General features: G+C 62.6%; 23 protein-coding genes and 1 pseudogene. 10 read left to right on the top strand and 14 right to left on the bottom strand.

From position 1 onward, the window contains the following. The first annotated feature begins 152 nt into the window (after positions 1–152). Complete coding sequence (gene arcD, locus AO268_RS11990; RefSeq protein WP_099168812.1) at positions 153–1,580, top strand: arginine-ornithine antiporter; 1,428 nt, start codon at positions 153–155, stop codon at positions 1,578–1,580. A 119-nt stretch (positions 1,581–1,699) separates the two neighbouring features. Here arcD and AO268_RS11985 read toward each other — a convergent pair whose 3' ends face one another. From AO268_RS11985 to AO268_RS11955, 7 genes are all read right to left on the bottom strand, one after another. Then, the gene (locus AO268_RS11985; RefSeq protein WP_076964719.1) at positions 1,700–3,049 is read right to left on the bottom strand and encodes a CoA transferase; all 1,350 of its coding nucleotides are present in this window, start codon (positions 3,047–3,049) and stop codon (positions 1,700–1,702) included. Positions 3,050–3,089: 40 nt separating this feature from the next. Further along, positions 3,090–4,433, bottom strand: a complete 1,344-nt coding sequence (locus AO268_RS11980) for a sensor histidine kinase (RefSeq protein ID WP_076964720.1) — start codon at positions 4,431–4,433, stop codon at positions 3,090–3,092. 64 nt (positions 4,434–4,497) lie between these two features. After that, positions 4,498–4,959: a Spy/CpxP family protein refolding chaperone gene (locus AO268_RS11975; RefSeq protein WP_099168811.1), complete on the bottom strand. Its 462-nt coding sequence runs from the start codon at positions 4,957–4,959 to the stop codon at positions 4,498–4,500. A 160-nt stretch (positions 4,960–5,119) separates the two neighbouring features. Next, a complete protein-coding gene (locus tag AO268_RS11970) occupies positions 5,120–5,797 on the bottom strand; it encodes a response regulator transcription factor (RefSeq protein WP_099168810.1) in 678 nt (225 codons plus the stop codon). A 7-nt stretch (positions 5,798–5,804) separates the two neighbouring features. Next, positions 5,805–6,212 (bottom strand): translation initiation factor 2, encoded by a 408-nt coding sequence (locus AO268_RS11965; RefSeq protein ID WP_099168809.1) that lies wholly within the window; start codon positions 6,210–6,212, stop codon positions 5,805–5,807. A 106-nt stretch (positions 6,213–6,318) separates the two neighbouring features. Next, positions 6,319–6,618 (bottom strand): YciI family protein, encoded by a 300-nt coding sequence (locus AO268_RS11960; protein WP_076964724.1) that lies wholly within the window; start codon positions 6,616–6,618, stop codon positions 6,319–6,321. Between the two features lies 1 nt (position 6,619). Continuing rightward, the gene (locus AO268_RS11955; RefSeq protein WP_099168808.1) at positions 6,620–7,216 is read right to left on the bottom strand and encodes a septation protein A; all 597 of its coding nucleotides are present in this window, start codon (positions 7,214–7,216) and stop codon (positions 6,620–6,622) included. Between the two features lie 87 nt (positions 7,217–7,303). Between AO268_RS11955 and AO268_RS11950 the strand changes: the two genes are divergently transcribed. The 8 genes from AO268_RS11950 to arfB all read left to right on the top strand — a co-directional run bounded on the left by AO268_RS11950 (position 7,304) and on the right by arfB (position 14,654). After that, on the top strand, positions 7,304–8,167 hold the full coding sequence (locus AO268_RS11950; RefSeq protein WP_099168807.1) for a PHP domain-containing protein: 864 nt from the start codon (positions 7,304–7,306) through the stop codon (positions 8,165–8,167). Positions 8,168–8,180: 13 nt separating this feature from the next. After that, positions 8,181–8,810, top strand: a complete 630-nt coding sequence (locus AO268_RS11945; RefSeq protein WP_099168806.1) for an L-threonylcarbamoyladenylate synthase — start codon at positions 8,181–8,183, stop codon at positions 8,808–8,810. A gap of 120 nt (positions 8,811–8,930) precedes the next feature. Continuing rightward, the gene (locus AO268_RS11940) at positions 8,931–9,629 is read left to right on the top strand and encodes a segregation and condensation protein A (RefSeq protein WP_169866642.1); all 699 of its coding nucleotides are present in this window, start codon (positions 8,931–8,933) and stop codon (positions 9,627–9,629) included. A 12-nt stretch (positions 9,630–9,641) separates the two neighbouring features. After that, on the top strand, positions 9,642–10,550 hold the full coding sequence (gene scpB / locus AO268_RS11935; protein WP_099168805.1) for an SMC-Scp complex subunit ScpB: 909 nt from the start codon (positions 9,642–9,644) through the stop codon (positions 10,548–10,550). Between the two features lie 130 nt (positions 10,551–10,680). Further along, positions 10,681–10,872 carry a DUF1289 domain-containing protein gene (locus tag AO268_RS11930; RefSeq protein ID WP_076964730.1) on the top strand — a complete coding sequence of 64 codons (192 nt, stop codon included), beginning with the start codon at positions 10,681–10,683 and terminating at the stop codon, positions 10,870–10,872. 144 nt (positions 10,873–11,016) lie between these two features. Further along, positions 11,017–12,255: a 23S rRNA pseudouridine(2605) synthase RluB gene (gene rluB / locus AO268_RS11925; RefSeq protein WP_076964731.1), complete on the top strand. Its 1,239-nt coding sequence runs from the start codon at positions 11,017–11,019 to the stop codon at positions 12,253–12,255. Between the two features lie 509 nt (positions 12,256–12,764). Beyond that, positions 12,765–14,186, top strand: coding sequence for an amino acid permease (locus tag AO268_RS11920; RefSeq protein WP_099168804.1), 1,422 nt, complete (start codon positions 12,765–12,767; stop codon positions 14,184–14,186). Between the two features lie 54 nt (positions 14,187–14,240). Continuing rightward, the gene (gene arfB, locus AO268_RS11915; protein ID WP_029296355.1) at positions 14,241–14,654 is read left to right on the top strand and encodes an alternative ribosome rescue aminoacyl-tRNA hydrolase ArfB; all 414 of its coding nucleotides are present in this window, start codon (positions 14,241–14,243) and stop codon (positions 14,652–14,654) included. Here arfB and AO268_RS11910 read toward each other — a convergent pair. The 4 genes from AO268_RS11910 to AO268_RS11900 all read right to left on the bottom strand — a co-directional run bounded on the left by AO268_RS11910 (position 14,651) and on the right by AO268_RS11900 (position 16,833). Then, the gene (locus AO268_RS11910) at positions 14,651–15,850 is read right to left on the bottom strand and encodes an MFS transporter (protein WP_099168803.1); all 1,200 of its coding nucleotides are present in this window, start codon (positions 15,848–15,850) and stop codon (positions 14,651–14,653) included. The genes arfB and AO268_RS11910 overlap by 4 nt on opposite strands. Before the next feature lie 105 nt (positions 15,851–15,955). Continuing rightward, positions 15,956–16,138 (bottom strand): hypothetical protein, encoded by a 183-nt coding sequence (locus AO268_RS11905; RefSeq protein ID WP_076962971.1) that lies wholly within the window; start codon positions 16,136–16,138, stop codon positions 15,956–15,958. A gap of 74 nt (positions 16,139–16,212) precedes the next feature. After that, on the bottom strand, positions 16,213–16,341 hold the full coding sequence (locus AO268_RS33145; protein ID WP_257154369.1) for a hypothetical protein: 129 nt from the start codon (positions 16,339–16,341) through the stop codon (positions 16,213–16,215). Between the two features lie 180 nt (positions 16,342–16,521). Next, complete coding sequence (locus tag AO268_RS11900; protein ID WP_076962970.1) at positions 16,522–16,833, bottom strand: DUF962 domain-containing protein; 312 nt, start codon at positions 16,831–16,833, stop codon at positions 16,522–16,524. 172 nt (positions 16,834–17,005) lie between these two features. On the opposite strand from AO268_RS11900, the gene AO268_RS11895 reads away from it, so the two are divergent. Continuing rightward, the gene (locus AO268_RS11895) at positions 17,006–18,067 is read left to right on the top strand and encodes an AraC family transcriptional regulator (protein ID WP_099168802.1); all 1,062 of its coding nucleotides are present in this window, start codon (positions 17,006–17,008) and stop codon (positions 18,065–18,067) included. Here the strand turns inward: AO268_RS11895 and AO268_RS11890 are convergent. The 3 genes and pseudogenes from AO268_RS11890 to AO268_RS11880 form a co-directional block, all read right to left on the bottom strand. Beyond that, positions 18,024–19,478, bottom strand: a complete 1,455-nt coding sequence (locus tag AO268_RS11890) for a TrkH family potassium uptake protein (RefSeq protein ID WP_076962968.1) — start codon at positions 19,476–19,478, stop codon at positions 18,024–18,026. The two genes, AO268_RS11895 and AO268_RS11890, sit on opposite strands and share 44 nt — an antisense overlap. Before the next feature lie 297 nt (positions 19,479–19,775). Continuing rightward, entirely contained in the window at positions 19,776–21,119 is a 1,344-nt protein-coding gene (locus tag AO268_RS11885; protein ID WP_099168801.1) for an imelysin family protein, read from the bottom strand. Between the two features lie 161 nt (positions 21,120–21,280). After that, positions 21,281–23,330: pseudogene (locus tag AO268_RS11880) on the bottom strand (putative bifunctional diguanylate cyclase/phosphodiesterase). Positions 23,331–23,525: the final 195 nt, after the last annotated feature.

Genomic DNA, 23,525 nt, shown 5'->3' with positions numbered 1-23,525 from the left:
CTAAATTTGCCTAAACTCGCCTAACAGAAATGTCATTAAGTTATGAGGCGAGCAGTTTTATTCGCTATAGCTAATAAACGTTGCCTGTTTTCGATAAATTAGCCGTGTGTGCAGTTGTTAGCTTGACGACTGTTTGATCAACAGGAGTTCCTATGTCGCAACCGGCACAAAAGCTGCGCCTCAGCGCCCTCGTGGCATTGGTAGTGGGCTCGATGATTGGCGGCGGGATCTTCTCGTTGCCGCAGAACATGGCGGCGCGGGCCGAGGTGGGGGCGATCCTGATCGGTTGGGGCATCACCGCCATAGGCATGTTGACCCTGGCGTTTGTGTTCCAGACCCTGGCCAACCGCAAGCCCAACCTGGATTCGGGGGTGTATGCCTACGCCAAGGCCGGGTTTGGCGACTACATGGGTTTCTCGTCGGCCTGGGGCTACTGGATCAGTGCCTGGATGGGCAACGTCGGCTATTTCGTATTGCTGTTCAGCACCCTGGGTTATTTTTTTCCGGTATTCGGCCAAGGCAACACGCCGGTGGCGATCGGCTGCGCGTCGCTGCTGCTGTGGGCCGTGCATTTTCTGGTGATGCGCGGGATCAAGGAGGCCGCGTTTATCAACCAGGTCACCACCGTGGCCAAGATCGTGCCGCTGCTGATGTTTATCGTGATCGCCGCCGTGGCGTTCAAGGCAGACATTTTCACCCGGGATATCTGGGGCCTGGGTAACCCGCAATTCGGTGGGGTGATGGACCAGGTGCGCAACATGATGCTGGTCACCGTGTTTGTGTTTATCGGCATCGAAGGCGCCAGCGTGTACTCGGCGCGCGCGGAAAAACGCTCAGACGTGGGCCGTGCCACGGTGATCGGGTTTGTCGGGGTCTTGGCCCTGCTGGTGCTGGTCAACGTACTGTCTCTGGGGATCATGAGCCAGCCTGACCTGGCCAACTTGCAGAACCCGTCCCTGGCGGGCGTGCTGGAACATATTGTCGGCCCCTGGGGCGCGATGTTGATCAGCATCGGCCTGGCGGTGTCGCTGCTGGGCGCGTTGCTGTCATGGGCCTTGCTGTGCGCCGAGATTCTCTACGCCACCGCCCATGACAAGACCATGCCGGCCTTCCTGAAAAAGGAAAACGCCAACCGTGTGCCGGTCAATGCGCTGTGGCTGACCAATGTGATGATCCAGCTGTTCCTCGTGATCACCCTGTTTTCGGCCAGCACCTACACCACGCTGATCTACCTGGCGTCGTCGATGATCCTGGTGCCGTATTTATGGTCGGCGGCCTATGCCGTGCTGCTGTGCGGGAGGGGGGAAACCTACGAGGGGGCCCATGGCCAGCGGCTCAAGGACCTGCTGGTGGGGGTGATTGCCCTTGGCTATGCGGTGTGGCTGTTGTATGCCGGAGGCTTGAAATACCTGCTGCTGTCGGCGCTGCTGTATGCCCCGGGGGTGATCCTGTTTGCCCAGGCCAAGCGCGAACAGGGCCAGCCGCTGTTTACCTTGTTGGAAAAGGGCATTTTCAGCTGCGTGATCGCTGGCGCCAGCCTGGCGGCGTATGGGTTGTACAGTGGTGTGCTGACCTTGTGAAATTGTTGTGCCTGGGCGGGCCTTATCGCGGGCAAGCCCGCTCCCACATAAGTTGTACACGGTCAACTGTGGGAGCGGGCTTGTCGGGTCGCCGCATCGCCGCGATGACCCTTTCAAGGTCACCACTGTGCCCGATGCGCCCCCAATTCCCCCGCCGGCAAATCCCACTGCAACGGGGTCCCGGTAACAGTGACCGGCGCCAGCAGCCGATGCGCCGGCCCCCAGGCCGTCTGCTCCACCAGCAGCCCCTGATCACCGGGCTCTTCCTCACGCAAGGCGGGCTGCTTCACGCCTTGTCCCGCCTCGACCAACAGCTTCGCCGTACGCGCCAGTGACAGGCGTGCCGAACCGCCGTGCCCGCTGCTTAAGCGCTCGGCCAAGGCCTGTATCGCACTGGCCGCCATCAGGTAGCCGGTGGCGTGGTCCAGGGCCTGCACCGGCAGCGGCACGGGTTTATCTGCCTGCTTGCACTGCATGCCGGCGTGGGCGATGCCGCTGCTCATCTGCACCAGGCTGTCGAAGCCCCGGCGATTGCGCCACGGGCCGCTCCAGCCGTAGGCGTTGAGGCTGACGTCGATCAGGCCGGGGGCCAGTTGCTGGCGTGCAGTGGCGTTGTAACCCAGTTGCTCCAAGGCATCTGCCCGATAACCGTGAAACAGAATGTCGGCATCCTTGAGTAAATTTTCGAATAATTGCCGGCCGTTGGCGGTTTTAAGGTCAAGGCGTGCGCAGCGCTTGCCCAGGGTCATTTCCGGTACGACCCCAGGTTCGTTCCAGGCGGGGGCATCGATGCGCAAGACGTCGGCGCCAAGCCCCGCGAGAAAACGACTGGCCACGGGGCCGGCCAGGACGCGGGTCAGGTCCAGGACCTTGACCCCCGCCAGCGGGCGCGCCACGTTGCCGAGCCAGCGGGTGTTGCCGGCTGTGTCGAAGCGCTCGCGCGCAACCAACGGTTCCTGATTGACCGCCAACCCTTGCGGATGGGCCTGCCACTCCTGCCAGGTGCGCATCTGCGCGGCGCAGCCAGCCTCATCGATAATCGCCTGCTCCAGTTCGGCAGCGCTCCACGGGGCGACCTTGAGCGTCATCGCCGCCCGGTCCGCGACCGGCCCCAGCACCCGTTCGGCGGCAGCGCGATGGTGGGGGGCATTGGTGTGCAGGCGGATCCAGCCGTCGGCGCAGGCATAGTCGCCGGCAATCGGGTCCCACAACGGCGGCACGCTCCAGCCCTGTGGGCGCAGGGAGCTGGAGAACCAGAATGAGGCCAGGCGCCGGTCAACGCTGACCAGGGGCAGGCGCCCGGTCTGTTGTGCCAGCAGGCGGGCCAGGGCCTGAGCTGCAGCCCCCAGGCTGGCGCAGGCCAGCTCAGTGACGGCGAAGGTTGACGGCAGGGCGCCGGCTTCAGTGCACGCCAGCGGCGTGGGCGGCAGATCGAGTGCACGCTGGATCGAGGTGAGCAGATCAGTCATCAAAGGCCCTCCATAAGAGAAGGGCCATCATAGAAGATCTTCAGGGGTGTGCTGCAATCCCCGGCTGCAAGGGCAAGTCCAGGGTGGCGATAAATCCGCCTTCGGGATGATTGGCCAGGGTCAGGCTGCCGCCGTGCCGTTCGGCGGCCCGGCGGGCGATGGCCAGGCCCAGGCCGTGACCCTGTGCGGTTTGCCCGGGGGCGCGGTAAAACGGCTCGCCCAATGACTGCAGGTGCTCGGCGTCGACGCCCGGGCCATGGTCGCGCACGCTGATGACGATGCGCTCGCCGTCGCGCTGGGCGTGCATTTCAATGGGCTGGGCGGGTGGGTTGAAGCGCAGCGCATTGCGCAGCAGGTTGTCCACCGCCCGTTCGACCATATGTGGCCAGCCCTTGAGCTTGAGCACAGGGTCGGTGTGCAACTGCACGTGCTGGTCCGGGGCGCTGAGTTGGGCGTCTTTTTGCAGGGTCTTGAGCAGGGGGTTGAGGTCGATGTCTTCGGCGCTGGCGTTGTCGGCGTCGACCCGCGCCAGTACCAGGATCTCGCTGATCAGGGCTTCGAGGCGATCACATTCGAGGGTCAGGCGCGGCCAGAGTTTTTCTCGTGCCTGGGGCGTGGCCCGTTCCGCCAGGGCCAGGGCGATCCGCAGGCGCGCCAGGGGCGAGCGCAGTTCGTGGGACACATCCCTGAGCAGTTGCCGCTGGCTGCCGATCAGGCTTTGCAGGCGTGCGCCCATGCGATTGAAGTCGGTGGCCAGCACGCCGAACTCATCACGCCGGTTGGCCAGGCGCGCCAGGCTGTTTTGCTGGTATGTGGCCTGGCCCAGGTCGTGGACCGCACCGCGCAGACGGCTGAGGGGACGGGTGATGGACAGGGTCACCAGCAGGCTGAACAGGGTCAGCACCACCAGGGCAATCGCCAGGGCGCTCAGCGGCCAGAGCAGGCTGCTGCGATGCCAGGCGTCCAACTCCGGCAGGGCGATGCGGTAGATCAGCAGGTAGGTATCGCCGGTTTTCTCACTGGTGTACTCGGCCGTCAGGCGGCGCCACGGCAGCCGGCCCTCATGGCTCTCATGCTGGCGGGCTTCAAAGGCGGCGGCGCGGCGCGGGAAGGTGCCACGTACCATCGGGTCGCCACTCTCATTGAGCACCTGCACATCGACGTGGTACTGGCGTTTGCGCTGTTGCAACAAATCCTGGGCGGCGTCCTCGCCCTGGGTTTCATAGCGCTGGGTCCATTCTTCGGCCAGGTTCTTGAGGCCGGGATGGCGGCTGAGAATCCAGGCGTCCTGGTTGAGCATATGCCCAAGCAGGATCGACAGCCCGGCAACCAGGGCGATGGCCAGCCAGAAACTGGCAAGGATGCGCCAGAAGAGTGAACGCACAGGAAACCCTCAAACAGGAAAAGCCCAGCGGCACGGGCCGCTGGGCTGGGAGGTCGCTAGCGCATTATTGCGCTTTTTGCGGTTGTTGCGCTTTCCAGGCCTGGAACTGCTGCCACTCGGCTTGGCGCTCGGCGCGTTTCTTCGCCATGTCGTCGAACTTCTTCTGCTGCTCGGGCTTGAGCAGGGCGCGGATATCGGCTTGGGTTTTCTGCTTGGCGGCGGCCATTTCGTCGTTCATGGCTTTTTGCTCAGCGGCCGGGAGTTTATCCAGGTACTTCTTGACCAGTTGCTGGCGGCCTTCCCGTTGTTCGCCCATCAGCTTGCCGATCTGCTGGCGCTGTTCGCGGGTCAGGTCCAGTTGGCTGAAGGGGCCGCCTTTGCCGCGCATGCCGTGTTCACCGCCGTGGTCCGGGCCACCCATCATGTGGCCTTGCGGGCCGCCCATCGGGCCTTGGCCTTCTGGCATGGCCATGGCGACGGTAGGCAGGGCAGCGGCGAACATCAGAGCGATAAGGGTCTTGCGCATGGTGTTTCTCCTTGTCTCGGTTCCGGTGAGTCCGGATGTGAGTAGATTACAAAGATCAAGGTCAGCGGCGGTCAGGGGAGGGTAAAGCTTGAGTAAAGACAGATTGGGCGGGGGCTTACAAAACCTGTAGGCGCCGGCTTGCCGGCTCCTACAGGAGATGTCAGAGGCTATAGTAGTAGCCGCGGCTGCGCAGGGCCACGATCCGCGGGCGGCCATCGGCATGGGGGCCGATTTTCTTGCGCAGGTTGCTGACGTGCATGTCCAGGCTGCGGTCATACAAGGTCAGCTTGCGCCCCAGGGCGATCTGCGCCAGTTCCTGCTTGTCCAGGGGCTCGCCCGGCTGGCGCAGCAAGGCTTCCAGCAGGCGGCTTTCGGACAGGGTGAGGGTCAGTTCCTGATGGTCGATGATCACGACGCCACGCACCGGGCTGAAGCACAGGTCGCCCAGTTCGAGCTGGGTCGACACGGCCGTCGGGTGGCTGCGGCGCAACACCGCCCGCAGGCGGGCAGTCAGTTCGCGGGGGTCGCAGGGCTTGGCCAGGTAGTCATCGGCGCCCAGTTCCAGGCCAAGGATCCGGTCCAGGGGCTCGCCCCGGGCCGAGAGCATCAGTACCGGCAGTTCCGGGTGGTCGGCGCGCAATTGCTTGAGCAACTCCAGGCCGCTGCCATCGGGCAGCATCACGTCCAGCACCACGGCCGCCGGAGCGGATTCGGCCAGGACCTTGCGCGCGCTCACGCCGTCATGGCAAGCGCGCACCTGGAAACCTTCCTGGTTCAACCAACTGGTCAGCAGCTCACAGAGCTCCTGGTCATCATCTATCAGTAACAGCTCGCTCATGACTCACTCAATTTAGCCATTGTCGACGGCGTCGATGTCCACCACTGGCGAAGATACCGCACAGCAGGGAAACCAACGCAACTCCCGCACCAATCACGAACCATTGCTGCTGGTCGGTCAGCCAGCGTGGCAGGGCGCTACCTTGCGCGTCCTTGAGTTGCTGGGCCAGGCGCTGATTGTCCTGGCGCAGCCGGCTCAGTTGCGCACTCTCGCGGGCGGCATCGGCAGTTTGCAATTGTTTGCCCAGTTCTTCGCGCAGGCGTTCGCTTTCTTTCAAGCGTTGCTGCAACTCGGTGATCTGGCTGCCGGCACTCAAGGACAGGGGCGTTGAACTGCCGGTGTTCGAGGTTTCTTCAGCCTGGGCCGTAGCCCCGATCATTAACACTGCCAACAGACACAACTGACGTAAGCGCATCGGAACTCCTGATTCCACACGAATATTCAGAACGTTGTCGGCAGGTTACCGAGAATAATGAGCGATTAGGAGTACGCCGAACCCAATAGGTTCAGCGCCACCCGGATCAAGGCAGGACTTGCTTGAAGGGTTTGATCACGACATCGGCATACACCCCGGCCGCCACATACGGGTCGGCCTTGGCCCAGGCCTGGGCGTCGGCCAGGGAGGCAAACTCGGCCACGATCAGGCTGCCGGTGAAGCCGGCCTCTCCCGGATCATTGCTGTCGACTGCCGGGTGCGGGCCAGCGAGCACGATGCGGCCTTCGGCCTGCAGCCCCTTGAGGCGCTCCACGTGGGCCGGACGCGCGGCCAGGCGTTTTTCCAGGGAGTTGGCGACGTCGGTGGCAATGATGGCGTAGAGCATGTCAGTCCTCGGTTTTTGGCGTGGTGGGGTCGGTGTCATGCAGGTGGCGCGACAGGTAGATACCCTGGGCAACCAGGAACACCACGGTCAGGCCCAGGCTGCCGAACACCTTGAAGTCGACCCAGTAGTTCTGGAAGGTAAAGGCCACGAACAGGTTGGCTGCGCCGCAGAACAGGAAAAACCCGATCCAGGCGATGTTCAGGCGGGTCCAGATCGGCTCCGGCAGGTTCAAGGCGTGGCCCATGATGCGCTTGATCAACAGGCGGTCACCTATGAAGTGGCTGCCGAGAAAGGCCAGGGCGAACAGCCAGTTGACCACCGGGGCTTTCCATTTAAGGAAGGTTTCGCTGTGGAAGGCCAGGGTCAGGCCGCCAAAGACCAGGCAGGCGACCAGGGTCAGCCATTGGCTTTTTTCCAGCTTGCGCTGGGAGATGAAGATCGCCCCGTAGACCACCAGGGAGCTGATGATCAGCACCGCCGTGGCACTGTAGATGCCGCCGAACGACAGCTCATGGCCACCCATCTCGAGGACCCGTGGGTCGGTTTTGAACACGATGAAGAACAGCAACAGCGGGATGAAGTCGATGAATTGTTTCACAGTAAGAGCCAGAAGCTGGATGTGGCGGCATAATAACAAACATCCTTGGTAGCGTAAGCGCCAGCTGACTTGAGGTTACACACTCCCGTGAATGTTGATTTGCACTGCCACAGCACGGCCTCCGACGGCGCCCTGGCGCCCGCGGTACTGGTTGCGCGTGCGTTTGAAAAAGGCGTGCGAGTCCTGTCGTTGACCGACCACGACACCCTTGAAGGCCTGGACGAGGCGCGGCTTGCCGCCACGGCGCTGGGCATGCACCTGGTCAATGGCGTCGAATTGTCCTGCACCTGGGGCGGCGCAACCATTCATGTACTGGGCTACGGTTTTGATGTCTCCGCCCCGCCGTTGGTGGCGGCCATTGCCAGTTTGCACGATGGCCGCTGGCTGCGGTCCGAAGAAATAAGCCGCAAACTGGCGCTCAAGGGCATGCCCGGTGCCCTGGAGGGCGCTCGTGCCATCCAGCAGGCGCTGGGCGACAGCGGCAATGCGCCGGCCCGTCCGCATTTTGCCGACTGGATGGTGCGCGAAGGGTTCGTCAAGGATCGCGCCGAAGCCTTTCGCAAATGGCTGGGCGCCGGCAAGCTGGGGGATGTCAAGCTGCACTGGCCGACCCTGGAAGACACCGTGGCAACCCTGCGCGCTTCCGGGGCCTGGGTCAGCCTGGCGCATCCCTGGCATTACGACTTTACCCGCAGCAAGCGTCGCAAGCTGATCGGCGACTATATTCAAGCCGGTGGCCACGCCATCGAAGTGGTCAATGGGCATCAACCCGCCGAACAGGTTGGCAGCCTGGCGATTCTTGCCCGTGAATTTGGTCTGCTGGTCAGTGCCGGCAGTGATTTCCATGGCCCAGGCGGTTGGTCGGAGATCGGCGAATACCGCCCGGTCCCGGAAGACCTGCCGCTTTTGTGGGGGCGATTCAAGCATGACCCCATTACCGCCACCGTCTGAACAGGTAGAGAACGTGAGTCAATTTTTCCAGATTCATCCGGAAAACCCGCAAGCGCGGCTGATCAAGCAGGCGGTGGAGATCATTCGTGGCGGCGGGGTGGTGATCTACCCCACGGACTCTTCCTATGCCATCGGTTGCCAGATCGGCGACAAGAACGCCGTGGAGCGCGTAAGACGCCTGCGCGAACTGGACAAGAACCACAACTTCGCGCTGATCTGCAGCGACTTGTCGCAACTGGGGCTGTTCGCCAAGGTCGATACCGGCACCTTCCGCCTGCTCAAGGCCCATACGCCGGGGCCCTACACCTTTATTCTGAATGCCACCCGCGAGGTGCCGCGCCTGCTGCTGCACCCCAAGAAGCGCACGATCGGCCTGCGGGTGCCGGAGCACCCCATCGCCCTGGCGCTGCTGGCCGAGCTGGGTGAGCCGCTGATGAGCGTATCGCTGATCATGCCCGGCGACACTGAGCCGCTGGAAGATCCCTATGAAATGCGCCAACTCCTGGAAAAGCACGTTGACCTGATCATCGACGGCGGCTACGGCGGCAACAAGGCGTCCACGGTGATCAACCTGGCCGACGGCGAGCCTGAAGTGATCCGCGTGGGCTGTGGCGACCCGGCGCCGTTCAGGGTCGAGGCCTGAATGTCGGCCGTGGAAACCGTCGACAGCCAGGCCGGCGCGCAGCAGGAGCTGCCCTTTGCCATGGTCTATGGCCAGGCGGTCATGGAAATGCCCCTGGACCTGTATATCCCGCCGGATGCCCTGGAAGTGTTCCTTGAGGCCTTTGAAGGCCCGCTGGACTTGCTGCTGTACCTGATCCGCAAGCAGAACATCAATATCCTCGACATCCCGGTGGCGGAAATCACCCGCCAGTACATGGGCTATGTCGAGTTGATGCAGTCGGTGCGCCTGGAGCTGGCCGCCGAATACCTGGTGATGGCCGCGATGCTGGCAGAGATCAAGTCACGGATGCTGCTGCCACGCTCGGAGACGATCGAGGCGGAAGAGGATGACCCCCGCGCCGAACTGATCCGCCGCCTGCAGGAGTACGAGCGTTTCAAGGCCGCCGCCGAAGGTATCGACGGCCTGAGCCGCGTGGGGCGCGACGTGGTGGTGCCCAGGCTGGATGCGCCAGAGGCCCGGGCGCGAAAATTGTTGCCAGATGTAAGTCTGGAAGAATTGCTGATGTCCATGGCCGAGGTGCTGCGCCGTGGCGATATGTTTGAAAGCCACCAGGTCAGCCGCGAAGCCTTGTCCACCCGCGAACGCATGAGCGATGTGCTGGAGCGCCTCAAGGGTGGTGGGTTTGTGCCGTTTGTCGAGCTGTTTACCGCCGAGGAGGGGCGGCTGGGCGTGGTGGTGACCTTTATGGCGGTCCTCGAACTGGTCAAGGAGTCCTTGGTCGAGCTGGTGCAGAATGAGCCTTTTGCGGCTATCCACGTGCGGGCGCGAGCCGAATAACGAGCTGAATCGATGAATCTGACTGAACCCCGCGAACTGGCGCCCTTGTTGGAAGCCTTCCTCTTGGCCTCGGGCAAGCCGCAATCGCTGGAACGCCTGTTTGAACTGTTTGAAGAGGCCGAACGCCCGGAACCGCCGGTCTTCAAGAAGGCCCTGGAAATCCTGCGCAAATCCTGTGACGGCCGGGCCTTTGAACTGCGGGAAGTGGCCTCGGGCTACCGCCTGCAAATCCGCGAGAAATTTTCGCCGTGGGTCGGGCGCTTGTGGGAAGAGCGCCCGCAACGCTATTCCCGGGCGATGCTGGAGACCATGGCGCTGATTGCCTATCGCCAGCCCATCACCCGTGGCGAAATCGAGGATGTGCGCGGCGTGGCGGTCAACAGTCATATCGTCAAGACGCTGTTGGAGCGCGAGTGGATCCGCATCGTCGGCTACCGCGACGTGCCCGGCAAACCGGCGATGTTTGCTACCACCAAGGTGTTTCTCGACCACTTCAACCTGAAAAACCTCGACGACTTGCCGCCACTGGCCGAGCTGCGCGAGATCGAGGCCGAACCGGTGCTCGACTTCGACGATGCCCCGGTGCCGCCCGGCTTGCAGGAACTGGCCGATGCCAGCGCCGAACCGGAGGAGCCGAAGGACGAGACCAGTTTCCATACCTTGCTGCTGGAGCTGGACGATATGGAGCAGGGGATCAAGACCGACTTTGATGATTTGCTGCGTGATGGGGCCGTGGAGCCGGAGCCTGAGGCAAGCGTGGAAACGGCCCCCGAGGAGGATATCCTCGGCGTGGCGGCGGCCCGTGAAAAGCTGCTGGCCGCCGTTGCGGCCCTGGAACAACCCCCATTGAGCGAAGAAGAAGCCGAAGCCCGGGCACTGGCCGAAGCCATCGAAAACGAACGCCGCGAATTCGAAGACTGACCCAGAAGCAAATGTGGGAGCGGGCTTGCTCGCGATTGCGGAGTGTTAGCCACTGGATATATGACTGATCTACCGCAATCGCGAGCAAGCCCGCTCCCACATTGGATCTTCTGCACCAGGGAGAATGTATATGAGTTCCACCAAAGACCCCTGCATCAGCCTCTGCAAGTTCAGCGACGATATCTGCCTAGGCTGCGGGCGCAGCAAGCGCGAGATCCGGGCCTGGAAGAAGCTCGACAAGGTCGACAAGCGCGCAGTGCTGGCCGAAGCCGAGCTACGGTTGATCGCCCTGGGGGCCACCGGTCGGCGGAAAAGCAAATGAGCCGGCACATATCGACTAGTCTCTGATGCGCAATGCGCGCCATGCGCGTATGATTCGCGACCCTTTGGCGATGCGTTCGCCCAAGCTCCAGATTTGCATACTCTTCAGGCCACGCCTGAAGCGACACACCGGGAGGTGCTTAAGATGAAAGACCAAGACCAGAACGACAGCCAGGAAATCGGCCCAGCCGGCGAGAAACTGCAAAAAGTCCTCGCCCGTATCGGCGTCGGCTCGCGCCGCGACGTAGAAGCCTGGATCACCCAGAAGCGCATCAAGGTCAATGGCGTCGAAGCCACCCTTGGCCAGCGCGTCGACCTGCATGACGCGATCACCATTGATGGCAAGGTCATCAAGCGTGAAGAGGCCGCCGAGTCGGTGCGCCGCGTGATCATGTACAACAAGCCCGACGGCGAGATCTGCACCCGTGACGACCCGGAAGGCCGTCCAACCGTGTTCGACAAGATGCCCAAGCCTAAAGAAGGCCGTTGGATCAATATCGGCCGCCTGGACATCAACACCACTGGCTTGCTGATGTTCACCACCGACGGTGAACTGGCCAACCGCCTGATGCACCCGTCCTACGAGATGGACCGCGAATACGCCGTGCGTGTACGGGGCGAAGTCGATGACGAGATGATCGAACGCCTCAAGGCCGGCGTGGTGCTGGAAGACGGCCCGGCCAAGTTCACCGACATCAAGCAGGCGCCCGGTGGCGAAGGGTTCAACCACTGGTACCACTGTGTGGTGATGGAAGGGCGTAACCGTGAAGTGCGTCGCCTGTGGGAATCCCAGGGCCTGGTGGTCAGCCGCCTGAAGCGCGTGCGTTTCGGCCCGGTGTTCCTCAACTCCGACCTGCCGATGGGCCGCTGGCGCGAAATGAGCCAGTACGAAGTCGACATCCTCAGTGCTGAAGTAGGCTTGACCCCTGTGGCCATGCCGCAGATGAACGCCAAGAGCAAGGACAAGCTGGAGCGCATGCAGCGTAAATCGTCGCGCCCGGTGGCACGCACCGAACGCGTTGCCCGCACCTTGCGCCCGGCGCTGGATGCACCGGCCACGGGCGGTCGCATTTCCCGCCAGCCGCAGATCGAGGGCGATCGTCGTCCGTCGGCGCCGGCCCGTCAGGATGGCGAACGTGCACCGCGCACCCCGCGTCCGGCCGGTCGTGGCGAGGCACCCACCGGTGGTCGCAGCAACCGTGGCGAGACGGGCCGTGGGGCTCCGCAGACCGATCGTCCAGCCGAAGGTGCCAAGCGCCCAGCCAAGCCCGCGCCGAAAAAGCGCCCAGGGCTGAAACTGGTCGCGGACGAGCCATCGGGCAAGCGCCGTGGCGCACCGGCGGGTTCCGGCCAGCGTCCGGGGTTTGGGCGTAAGAAGCCTTAAGGGCAGCGGCAAGCTTTAAGTTGCAAGCTTCAAGCGGTAAGAAAAAGCGCCAACCTGTGGGTTGGCGCTTTTTTTTGCTTGCAGCTTGTGCGGTGAAGTGTCAGGAATGGCTTCCGTGGTGTAACGATTGTTTTACGATTGAGTCGAGCCTACGCAGGGCAGGCTCTCTGTGGAGTCTTTCTGTAAGGAAAATCTTCCACTTGGCGAACAATCTCCCCCGCGACCCTCCCTAACGGATCGGGCGGTGTACAATGCGCCGCGTTTTACTGTGACCCCCCTTGCGTATCCACGCAAAAGGCCTTCAAGGCTCGCTGCCTTGTTAATTCCGCCTGGCCATAAGCCGGACGGGTTCGATTTCGTCACAGATAAAAACAAACAGGTGACGCATGACCGTTAGAAAGACGCTGGACTCCTGGTGTTTACGCTGGGGTTTGATCGGCGCTGCTTGAGCCGGTTTCAAAGCAGCATCGTGTAGTGAACATCATCAAACCTTGCGTGAGACCCTTTTCATGAGTGGACCCAACTCGCATTCAGGCGAACTGAAGCGCGGCCTGAAAAATCGTCATATTCAATTGATCGCCCTCGGTGGCGCGATCGGTACCGGCCTGTTCCTGGGCTCGGCGGGGGTGCTAAAGTCAGCTGGCCCGTCGATGATCCTCGGCTATGCCATCTGCGGTTTCATTGCCTTTATGATCATGCGCCAATTGGGCGAAATGATCGTCGAAGAGCCAGTGGCCGGATCCTTCAGCCACTTTGCCCACAAGTACTGGGGCGGTTTCGCGGGCTTTTTGTCGGGCTGGAACTGCTGGATCCTCTATATTCTGGTGGGTATGTCGGAGCTGACGGCCGTCGGCAAGTACGTGCACTACTGGTGGCCGGAGATTCCGACCTGGGTCTCGGCGGCAGCGTTTTTTGTGCTGATCAATGTGATCAACCTGGCCAACGTCAAAGTGTTTGGCGAGGCCGAGTTCTGGTTTGCAATTATCAAGGTGGTGGCGATTGTCGGCATGATCGCCCTGGGCAGCTACCTGCTGGTCAGCGGCACCGGCGGGCCACAGGCGTCGGTGAGCAACCTGTGGGAGCACGGCGGGTTCTTCCCCCATGGCGTCGGCGGCCTGGTGATGGCCATGGCGATCATCATGTTCTCGTTTGGCGGCCTGGAAATGCTCGGTTTTACCGCCGCCGAGGCGGACCAGCCACGCACCGTGATCCCCAAGGCGATCAATCAGGTGATCTATCGCATCCTGATTTTCTACATCGGCGCCCTGGTGGTGTTGCTGTCGCTGACACCATGGGACAGCCTGCTGGTGACCTTGAACGCCTCGGGCGATGCCTACAGCGGTAGCCCGTTCGTGCAGGTGTTCTCGATGCTGGGCAGCAACACCGCCGCGCATATCCTCAACTTCGTGGTGCTGACGGCGGCGCTGTCGGTGTACAACAGCGGCACCTACTGCAACAGCCGCATGCTGCTGGGCATGGCCGAGCAGGGCGACGCGCCGGCGGCCTTGGCGAAGATCGACAAGCGCGGCGTGCCCGTGCGTTCGATCCTGGCCTCGGCGGCCGTCACCCTGGTGGCGGTGTTGATGAACTACTGGATCCCGCAGCACGCCCTGGAACTGCTGATGTCCCTGGTGGTGGCCACGTTGGTGATCAACTGGGCGATGATCAGCTTCTCGCACTTCAAGTTCCGCCAGCACATGAACCGCACCGGCCAGGTGCCGTTGTTCAAGGCGCTGTGGTACCCCTACGGCAATTACGTGTGCCTGGCGTTCGTGGTGTTTATCCTGGGGGTCATGTTGCTGATTCCGGGGATCCAGGTCTCGGTGTACGCGATTCCGGTCTGGGTGGCCTTTATGTGGGTGTGCTATGTGCTCAAGAACAAGCGCAAGGCGCTGGCCGACGTGAGTGCTGTATCCTCGCTGAACAACTAGCCCACACTGCAGGAGCCGGCTTGCCGGCCCCTGCAACCCACGGACCCGTTTTCCATGTTGGTGATCTCCAGTAACGTGCACCTGCCCGATGCCGAAATCGAGTTGACGGCCATCCGCGCCCAGGGCGCAGGCGGGCAGAACGTCAACAAGGTCTCCAGCGCCGTGCACTTGCGCTTTGATATCGGCGCTTCGTCGTTGCCGCCGTTCTACAAAGAACGCTTGCTGGCACTGCGTGACAGCCGCATTACCAGCGAAGGCGTGCTGATCCTCAAGGCCCAGCAATACCGGACCCAGGAACAGAACCGCGCCGATGCCCTGGAGCGCCTGGTGGAGTTGATCCTCAGCGCGACCAAGGTCGAGAAAAAACGCCGCCCCACCAAACCCACCCTGGGCTCGAAAAAGCGGCGCCTGGAATCCAAGACCAAGCGCGGCAGCATCAAGGCCGGGCGCGGCAAGGTGGATTTCTAGCCGGCGTTACGTTCGTCGCGGTACTTGGGCGCCTGGCGGTACAGGTACAGGCTCAGCAGCAGCCCGGCGCAGGCCGCCAGCGCGGCAAACAGAAAGATCGAGGCAAAGCCGAAACCCGCCGCAATCGCCCCGGCCAATGGCCCGGTGATCCCCAATGACAAGTCGATAAACAACGAATAGGCCCCCACCGCCGCGCCACGGCTGGAGGCGGGCACCAGGTTGACCGCTTCAACCCCCAGCGCCGGAAACACCAGAGAAAACCCGAAGCCGCTCAAGGCCGCGCCCGCCAGGGCCAGCTCGGCACTTGGCGCCAGCCACAACAGCAACAGGCCAAGGGTTTCCACCGACAGGCAGGCAATCGCCACGCGAAACCCACCGATGCGGTTGATCAGGTTGCCGAACAGCAAGCGCGCCCCGATAAAGCTGGCGCCGAACAGGCTCAGGCACAGCACCGCGTTATCCCAGTGCTGGGTCGCGTAATACAGGGTGATAAACGTGGCGATGGTGCCAAAGCCGATGGAGCCCAGGGCCAGCCCACAGCCGTGGGGCAGCACGCGGCCGAGCACATGCATGAAGGGCAGGCGCTCGCCGACCACGATGGGCGCCGCGACTTTGGGCCAGGCCAGCAGCAAGCCCAGCACCGCCAGGGCAATAATGCTTACACCCATGCTCCACAGCCCGAACCGGCTGACCAGCAGAACCCCCAGCGGTGCGCCAATCGCCAGGGCACCGTAGCTGGCGATACCGTTCCAGGAGATGACCTTGGCGGTATTCGCTGCGCCGACCCGGCCGATGCCCCAGCCAATGGAGCCCGATCCCACCAGGCTTTCGGCACTGCCCAGCACCAGCCGGCCAATCAGCAGGCTGGCCAGGCTCAGAGCCGGCAGGTGGGTCAGGGCGGCGGATGCCAGCATGAACACCCCGCTCAAGCCGCAACCGGCCAGGCCGTACATCACCGCGCGCTTGCTGCCGCGGTTGTCGATGATGCGCCCGGCGTAGGGCCGGCTCAGCAGGGTGGCCAGGTACTGCACGCTGATCACCAGGCCCGCGATCACGGCGCCAAAGCCCAGGTCGCTGTGGACATAGCCCGGCAAGACGGCCAGGGGAATGCCGATATTCAGGTAGCCGATAAAGGTAAACAGCACGATGGAGACGACTTGCAGCGTGACCGCCATGGGGCGCTGGGTATCTGGCATGGGAAAGGTCCACTGGCGCGGCAGGAAAAGATAGGCTGCTTATGATACCGGTGCTTTGGCGCGCGCAGGGCCTAAAACCTGGCGCCATCGCTGGCGAGCCGGCCTCTACAGTGGGGCTGGGTTGAGCATGCGCGTGGTCACCAGCGCGGCCAGGGCATTTTCCTGGGTGCCGAAGCGCTTGAGCAGCAGCGCCTGTTTTTCCGGGCTGAGGCGGCTCCACACGTCGACCATTTGCAGGGCGGTGCCGAGTAACGCTTCGTCGGGGGGATTGCGGGGGGTATCGGGCATGTTGCGTGTCTCGTGATTCAGGCGGTGTGGAAAGCGCGCAATGTCACGCTTTCCACACGGTCTGGGTGTTGCGGTCAGTCTTCGCTATCGCTCTCGACCGGTGTTGCCTGTGCCGGTGCTGGCTTGTCGCTGCTGGCCTGTTGCGGGGTTGGCTGCTCGGTCTCGTGCAGGCTTGGGAAGGGGAGATTAGGGATCTCGTGCATCGTCGTCGCTCCTCGCAAGGTCTGTTGTGCAATTGCAGGTGTGCCGCGCTTTTCACAAAGCCTGGGCAGGATACAGCACTGCAAATGACAAAAAGACTTTTATCTCGCCAAATGCCTGAACCTTTCTCGGCAAGGCGCAAGTGACAAGAGGTCACACGCCGGCCTGGCTTGTCGCTGGGGTCAGAACGGCACCTTGCCCAGAATCATGTCGCGGTACATCACGAAATCCCCCAGCAGGCTGTAGAACGGATGCTGGAACGTTGCCGGGCGGTTCTTTTCAAAGAAGAAGTGCCCGACCCAGGCAAAGCTGTAGCCGGCCACTGGCAGGACCCACAGTAGCCACCAGGCGCCCTTGCCGATGGCGAACGCGAGAATAAAAATCACCAGGCTGGTGCCGATAAAATGCAACCGTCGGCAGGTACTGTTGCCGTGTTCGCTCAGGTAATACGGATAGAACTCGGCGAAGCTATTGAATTGCCTGGTATTTTCCATGGCGGTTGGCCCTCTGGTGGTGGTTGTGCCCGGCGGGTGTTCGGCGGGGAGCTTATTTGAGTCTAGAGTCATCACTGGCAAGGGCCAGTGACAATAGACGCCACTTTAGTATCCTTGGGTTCCAGGCTGCGGTTTCAGCCGTCCCGTCATAGACAGCGTGCAAGAAAACGCCATGAACGAACGAACGACTTCTGCAAGCTGGGCGATGGGGATAGTCAAGGCGCTGGAGCTCGATGGCCTGGATTGCCGCGCCCTGTTCAAACAGTTGGGCCTGGATTACAGCGCCCTGGATGACCCCGATGCGCGTTTCCCCCAGGACGCCATGACCCGGCTCTGGCAGCGGGCGGTGGAGGTGTCGGGCAATCCGGCCATCGGCCTGAACATGGGCAAGGTGGTGCGCCCGGCGTCGTTCCATGTGGCCGGGTATGCCTTGATGTCCAGCAGCACCCTGGCCGAAGGCTTTGCCCGGCTGGTGCGCTACCAGCGGATCATCGCCGAAAGTGCCGACCTGAGTTTTTGCCTGCTGCCCGAAGGCTACGCCCTGATCCTCACGGTCCACGGCGACCACTTGCCGCCGACCCGGCAAAGCGCCGAGGCCTCGCTGGCCTGTGCCCTGGCGTTATGTGGCTGGCTGACCGGGCGCACGTTGCAGCCGCGCAAGGTGTTGGTGCAGGGGGATCAGCCGGTGGACCTGGAACCCTATAAGCAGGCCTTTCATGCGCCGCTGGTGTTCAATGCGCCGTATGACGCGCTGATCTTCGAGCGCGCCGATATGGAAGCGCCGCTGCCCACCGCCAATGAAGCGATGGCGCTGCTGCACGATCGGTTTGCCGGGGAATACCTGGCCAGGTTCTCCGAGAGCCGGGTGACCCACAAGGCCCGCCAGGTGCTGTGCCGGCTGTTGCCCCAGGGCGAGCCCAAGCGTGAGGTGGTGGCGCAGACGTTGCACTTGTCCCAGCGCACCTTGCAGCGCCGCTTGCAGGAGGAGGGCACCAGCTTCCAGACCTTGCTCGACGACACCCGCCGCGAACTGGCCGAACAGTACCTGGCGCAGCCGAGCATGACCCTGTTGGAAATTGCCTACCTGTTGGGGTTTGCCGACCCGAGCAACTTCTTCCGCGCCTTTCGCCGCTGGTTCGATGCCACGCCCGGCGAATACCGGGCGCGGTTGCTGGAGGCGTCGGCGAGTGTCAGTGCCGCCAGAACGCCGGAATGCACAGCACAAACACCGTAATGATCTCCAGCCGGCCCAGCAGCATGCCCAGGGACAGGATCCACTTGGCGGCGTCCGGCAGGGTCGCGAAGTTGCCGGCCGGGCCGATGGTCTCGCCCAACCCTGGGCCCACGCCGGAGACGGTACTGGCCGCGCCGGTCAAGGCGGTCATCCAGTCCACGCCCAGCAGTGACAGGGCCAGGGCGATGGTGCAGATGGTGATGGCAAAGAAGAATGAGAACGTCAGGATCGAGCGCACGATCTCTTCGTCCAGGCGATGACCGTTGTATTTCTGCTTGATCACCGCCCTGGGGTGAATCAGTTGGTTCAAGTTGGCCTTGAGCAGGATATAGGCGACCTGGAAGCGAAAGATCTTGATCCCGCCGGCGGTGGAGCCCGAGCAACCGCCGACAAAGCCCAGGTAGAAGAACAGCATCAGCGAGAAATTGCCCCACAGGCTGTAGTCGCCCAGGGCAAAGCCGGTGGTGGTCACCACGGACGTGACGTTCAGCGCCACATGGCGCAGCGCATCCAGCCAGTGCAGGTTGGTGGTCCACCAGTACCAGGTGCCGAGCACAATCCAGGTCACCAGCAGCATTCCGAGCAGGCCTTGTACCTGCTGGTCCTTGATCAGCGCCTTGCGGTTGCCGCGCATCGTGGCGACATACAGGGCAAACGGCAGGCTGCCGAGGATCATCACCACCACGGCTACCCAGTGCACCGCCGGTTGTTTCCAGTGGGCCAGGGACTCATCGGAAGTGGAGAACCCCCCGGTGGAAATGGCCGACATCGCGTGGTTGATCGCATCGAACAGGCCCATGCCGGCCCACCAGAACCCCAGGCTGCCGAGGATGGTGATGCCGACATAGGCCGCCACAATCAGGCGCGCCACCATGTGCGAGCGCGGCATGACCTTCTCGGAGCGATCCGAGGATTCGGTCTGGAACAGGCGCATGCCACCGATGCGCAGCAGCGGCAGGATCGCCACCGCCATGCCGATAAAGCCGATGCCGCCGAGCCAGTGCAGCATCGAGCGCCACATCAGGATGCCCGGGGACATGGTGTCCAGGCCACTGAGCACGGTGGCGCCAGTGGCGGTGATGCCGGACATGCTTTCAAAGAACGAGTCGGTATAGCTGATGTGCTGGGTCAGCAGAAACGGCAGTGCGGCAAAGATACACACCACCACCCAACTGCTGACGGTCAGCAGGTACATGTCCCGGGGGCGCAGTTGCACCTGTGCTGGGCGCCCGGGAATCACCAGGGCCAGGCCGGCAATAAAAGTGATCAGGCTCGCCCAGAGAAAGGACGGCAGGTCGCTGGTGCGTTCGTAAAACACCAGGGTGGCCATGGGCACGACCATGGCGACCGCGAGGGTAATCAGGAAGATGCCGATGATGAAACCAATGATCCGCAGGGTCGGCATTGCCATGTATTGCGCTCGGGTGATAGTCGGAGGCGCCATTCTACCTACGGGGCAGGGCTTGTAAACCGGGGGCTGCAAAGGGCGTGCGGATCTGATGTAGGACTTGGCTTATGTAGGAGGGGGGCTGATCTCTGAAGCCTGGTATGTACCCGTGTGGGAGCTGGCTTGCCTGCGATGGCGGTGTATCAGACGATAAATGCATTGGCTGACCCACCGTCATCGCAGGCAAGCCAGCTCCCACATGGGTTTTGTGGTGAGTACAAAAAAGGCGACCCGAAGGCCGCCTCATTCAAACCATACGGATCAGAACTCGTGATCAGCGCTGTCCGGGTTCAGGTTGCCGATGCCCAGCTTGCCGGCCGCTTGCTCGATGGAGCCGGTCTGCTTGACCAGGGCGGCGATGGCGTCGCGCACGATCTGGTTGCCGGCGGTGTTGCCGGCGGCGATCAACTGGTCGTAGTGCTCACCCTTGTTGGCGTGGTCGACCATGACCTGGATCTTCGCTTCGGTAGCCGCCAGGTCAGCCTTGAGGGCTTCATCGGCAGCCGGGTCGACCTTGGCCACCAGGGACGACAAGCTGGCGCCGGTCAGCTGGGTGCCATCGGTGCGGGTGTATTGGCCCAGGTAGACGTTGCGGATGCCCTTGGCGTCGTAGAACTGCGAGTTGTGGGTGTTGTCGCTGAAGCAGTCGTGCTCGTCTTCCGGCGAGTTGGCTTCCAGGGACACCTTCATGCGCTCGCCCGCCAGTTCACCCAGGGACAGGCTGCCCATGCCGAACAGCATCTTGCGCAAGCCGTCGGTCGCTGGTTCTGCTTGCAGGGTGGCGCGGTAGTTGTCTTCGACGTTGGGTTTCCAGTTGCCGACCATTTCCTCAAGGTCGCTGACCAGCAGTTGGGTCACGGCGCGCAGGTAGGTGCGGCGACGCTCGTTATGCCCGCCGGTGGCGCCGTCGCCCTGCAGGTAGTCCGACGCTGGACGGTTGCCGGCGCCAGGGCCGGTGCCGTTCAGGTCCTGGCCCCACAGCAAAAATTCGATGGCGTGGTAGCCGGTGGCGACGTTGGCCTCGGAGCCGCCCAGCTCATTGAGGCTGGCGAGTTTTTCCGGGGTGATTTCCTTGACGTCGATCTTGTCTTCGCCGACCTGGATCTGGGTGTTGGCGATGATATTGGCGGTGGCGCCCGGGTTGCCGAGGGCGTGTTCGTAGGATTTGTCGACATAGTCGATCAGGCCTTCGTCCAGTGGCCAGGCGTTCACCTGACCTTCCCAATCGTCAATGATGGTGTTGCCGAAGCGGAACACTTCGCTCTGCAGGTACGGTACGCGCGCGGCGATCCAGGCGGTACGGGCGGCCTTCAGGGTCTGGTCGTTGGGGTTGGCGAGGAAGGTGTCGATCGCGGTCTGCAGGGTTTTTGCGGTGGCCTCGGCGTCGCTGTACACCGCGTACACGAGGTCTGCGTAATGCGCGACGACCGCCTTGGCGGCCGCCTCGTCAACCTGGCCGGCGGTAGCGCCAGCCGCTGGAGCGGCCGTGCTGGCAGCTGGCGTCGGCGCCTGGGGAGCGGCGGCCTTGTCTTTACCCTCGCCGCAGCCGGCGAGAGAAATGGCAATGGCCAGCAGACTGGCGGTGGCCAGGGGCATACGAATCATGGCGAACATCCTGCTTCGGTAGTGGATCGGGGCGCAATGCGGCGCGCAAAACTGCAACATAATGCGAAAGATTTGCATTTTCTGTAAAGGGTTAACGCCGTAAAAATTTAATAGGCCAGCCCCGGCCGCCCAAGGCCGCGCCCTGGGTGGCCAGCATGGGCCTAGAGGATCGCCGCGTTATTGCGTTCGGCCTGCTTGAGGTAGGCCGCCAGCTCGCGCGCCGGCAGGGGTTTGCTAGTGGTAGCCCTGACCTTCGTGGCAGCCTTCGCTGATGATGTAGGCCTCCTGCTCAGGCGTCTCCACGCCTTCGGCGATCACCTGCATGCCCAGGCTTTTGCCCAGTTGGATGATCGCCCGCACGATGGTGGCATCGTCATCGTCATCCAGCAGGTCCTGGACAAAGCTCTTGTCGATCTTGATTTTGTCCAGGGGCAGGCTTTTCAGATAGCTCAGGGAGGAGTAGCCAGTACCGAAGTCATCGATGGCAATCAGCGCGCCGGAGCGGCGCAGGCTCAACAGGTGCTGGGCGGCGGTGCTGATGTCTTCCATCAGGCCGGTCTCGGTCACTTCCAGCTCCAGGCTGCGCGGCGGCAGGCGATAGATCTGCAGCAGGTTGTTGACCACCCGCGGCAGCTCGGCGTGGTGCAGTTGCACCGTGGACAGGTTGACCGCCATGCGCAGCTCGGTAAACCCCAGGTCATGCCATTCGCGCAGTTGCCGGCAGGCCTGGTCCAGCACCCATTCGCCAATGGGGATGATGGTGCCGTTTTGTTCCGCCAGGGGGATAAACAGATCGGGCGGCACCAGGCCGTGTTCCGGGTGTTGCCAGCGGATCAGCGCCTCGACACCGACCACGCGATGATCGAGATAGCTGATCTGCGGTTGGTACACCAAGTGAAACTGGTTGCGGCTCAAGGCGTCGCGCAGGTCTTTCTCCAGCTCGCGGCGGCGGCGCATCTCGCTGTCGACACTGGCGATATAGAACTGGTAGCGATTGCGCGAGCGGCTCTTGGCCAGGGTCATGGTCTGCTCGGCCTTTTGCAGCAGTTTCTCGGTGCTGTCGCCGTCTTCGGGGAACAAGGTGATACCGATGGTGGCGCGCAGGCGGATCTGTTCGTGGTCGAGGGCGAACTCGGCTTCCAGGTCGTCGAGGATGCTTTGGGCCAGCTCGGCGGCTTCGTAGGGTTGCTCGATATCGGCCTGGACCAGGGCGAACTGGTCGCCGCCCAGGCGCGCCAGGGCCCCGAGCCGGCCACTGTGGGCCCGCAGGCGGTCGGCCAGGGCCAGCAGCAATTGGTCGCCGGCCTGGTAGGTGTACTGCTCGTTGACACTCTTGAAGTCATCCAGCCCCACGCACAACACTGCGACCCGGCGTTGACGGCGCCCGGCGTCGGTCAGGATCTTGTCCAGTTGCTCCTGCAGTTTCTGGCGGTTGGGCAGGCCGGTGAGAAAATCGTACTGGGCCATGCGCAGCAGGCTGTTTTCCGCTTCATGGCGCAGGTGGGTGTTGCGTTCGATCGAGGCCAGCAGCTGGTTGGCGGTGTTGATCCACAGCCCCAGTTCGTTTTTTTCGTGGCCCTTGAGTTGCGGGATCTTGTGCTCGCTGGGACGGTCGGGGTTGATCGAGCTCAGGTGGCTGATGATCCGCGACAGCGGCTTGGTCAGCAGCCAGTGATAGACCAGGTACAACACCAGGCCCATGGCCAGGGCGCGCAGCACCCCGGAGATAAAGATGATCACCGAGTTGACGATAAAACCCTGGCCATAGGTGGCGGTGTCGAGGGTGATGCTCAGGTCGCCGTAATACTCGCTATAAGGCCCGCGCCCTACCAGCGGGATGGTGAAGGTGCGTTCCCGGCCCAGGATGACGTCCGTCAGCCAGCGGCTGGGGGAGTGCTGCAAATCCCGGCTCTTCTCGGCGAGCATCGGCTCGTTGGGATGGCCAATGGAGGCCATGCGTACCGCATCATCCTGAAACAGGCCCTCGATGACCTGCATGCCCATTTCGCGATCCAGGCTATAGACGGCCTGGGTCGAGGGGTCGCGAAACATATCGAGGATGCGCTGGGCATCACCGGCCACCGCCTGGCGTGTCTTGTAGGCATCAAAGACGATCTGCGCCACGCTCAGTGCCACGCCCACTATCAGTGCCGACAGCAGCACCACCCGGAGCAACTTCACTGACAAGCTGTTTTTGAGTTCCAGCTTCAAAGGGTCATTCCTTGTTCCATGCGGGTAGCCTCAATATGCCATGAGTATTGGCAATCCCGTGGTGGCAGTCAAAGGAACATTGCGGTGCGTGGCGTCTGGACGCTAGCGGGGCAAGATCTGGAAGGCGATGGGCGGATCAAATCTTCCGCCCTTTTGCACGGCTGGCGGGCGTACAGGCGTAGACTTTTCTGCCTG

The organism is Pseudomonas sp. ICMP 8385 (assembly GCF_002699915.1).
GTDB classification, from domain to species: domain Bacteria; phylum Pseudomonadota; class Gammaproteobacteria; order Pseudomonadales; family Pseudomonadaceae; genus Aquipseudomonas; species Aquipseudomonas gessardii.
Note: the sequence above shows the minus strand (reverse complement) of the source record. Positions and strands in the feature narration are given on the sequence as shown.

What these genes read in the sequence shown, in the direction of transcription:
- arcD (WP_099168812.1), top strand. Translation starts at nt 153, where the DNA reads ATGTCGCAACCGGCACAAAAGCTGCGCCTCAGCGCCCTCGTGGCATTG.
- AO268_RS11985 (WP_076964719.1), bottom strand. Translation starts at nt 3,049, where the DNA reads ATGACTGATCTGCTCACCTCGATCCAGCGTGCACTCGATCTGCCGCCC.
- AO268_RS11975 (WP_099168811.1), bottom strand. Translation starts at nt 4,959, where the DNA reads ATGCGCAAGACCCTTATCGCTCTGATGTTCGCCGCTGCCCTGCCTACC.
- AO268_RS11970 (WP_099168810.1), bottom strand. Translation starts at nt 5,797, where the DNA reads ATGAGCGAGCTGTTACTGATAGATGATGACCAGGAGCTCTGTGAGCTG.
- AO268_RS11965 (WP_099168809.1), bottom strand. Translation starts at nt 6,212, where the DNA reads ATGCGCTTACGTCAGTTGTGTCTGTTGGCAGTGTTAATGATCGGGGCT.
- AO268_RS11960 (WP_076964724.1), bottom strand. Translation starts at nt 6,618, where the DNA reads ATGCTCTACGCCATCATTGCCACCGACGTCGCCAACTCCCTGGAAAAA.
- scpB (WP_099168805.1), top strand. Translation starts at nt 9,642, where the DNA reads ATGAATCTGACTGAACCCCGCGAACTGGCGCCCTTGTTGGAAGCCTTC.
- AO268_RS11930 (WP_076964730.1), top strand. Translation starts at nt 10,681, where the DNA reads ATGAGTTCCACCAAAGACCCCTGCATCAGCCTCTGCAAGTTCAGCGAC.
- rluB (WP_076964731.1), top strand. Translation starts at nt 11,017, where the DNA reads ATGAAAGACCAAGACCAGAACGACAGCCAGGAAATCGGCCCAGCCGGC.
- AO268_RS11920 (WP_099168804.1), top strand. Translation starts at nt 12,765, where the DNA reads ATGAGTGGACCCAACTCGCATTCAGGCGAACTGAAGCGCGGCCTGAAA.
- arfB (WP_029296355.1), top strand. Translation starts at nt 14,241, where the DNA reads ATGTTGGTGATCTCCAGTAACGTGCACCTGCCCGATGCCGAAATCGAG.
- AO268_RS11910 (WP_099168803.1), bottom strand. Translation starts at nt 15,850, where the DNA reads ATGCCAGATACCCAGCGCCCCATGGCGGTCACGCTGCAAGTCGTCTCC.
- AO268_RS11905 (WP_076962971.1), bottom strand. Translation starts at nt 16,138, where the DNA reads ATGCCCGATACCCCCCGCAATCCCCCCGACGAAGCGTTACTCGGCACC.
- AO268_RS33145 (WP_257154369.1), bottom strand. Translation starts at nt 16,341, where the DNA reads ATGCACGAGATCCCTAATCTCCCCTTCCCAAGCCTGCACGAGACCGAG.
- AO268_RS11900 (WP_076962970.1), bottom strand. Translation starts at nt 16,833, where the DNA reads ATGGAAAATACCAGGCAATTCAATAGCTTCGCCGAGTTCTATCCGTAT.
- AO268_RS11895 (WP_099168802.1), top strand. Translation starts at nt 17,006, where the DNA reads ATGAACGAACGAACGACTTCTGCAAGCTGGGCGATGGGGATAGTCAAG.
- AO268_RS11890 (WP_076962968.1), bottom strand. Translation starts at nt 19,478, where the DNA reads ATGGCAATGCCGACCCTGCGGATCATTGGTTTCATCATCGGCATCTTC.
- AO268_RS11885 (WP_099168801.1), bottom strand. Translation starts at nt 21,119, where the DNA reads ATGATTCGTATGCCCCTGGCCACCGCCAGTCTGCTGGCCATTGCCATT.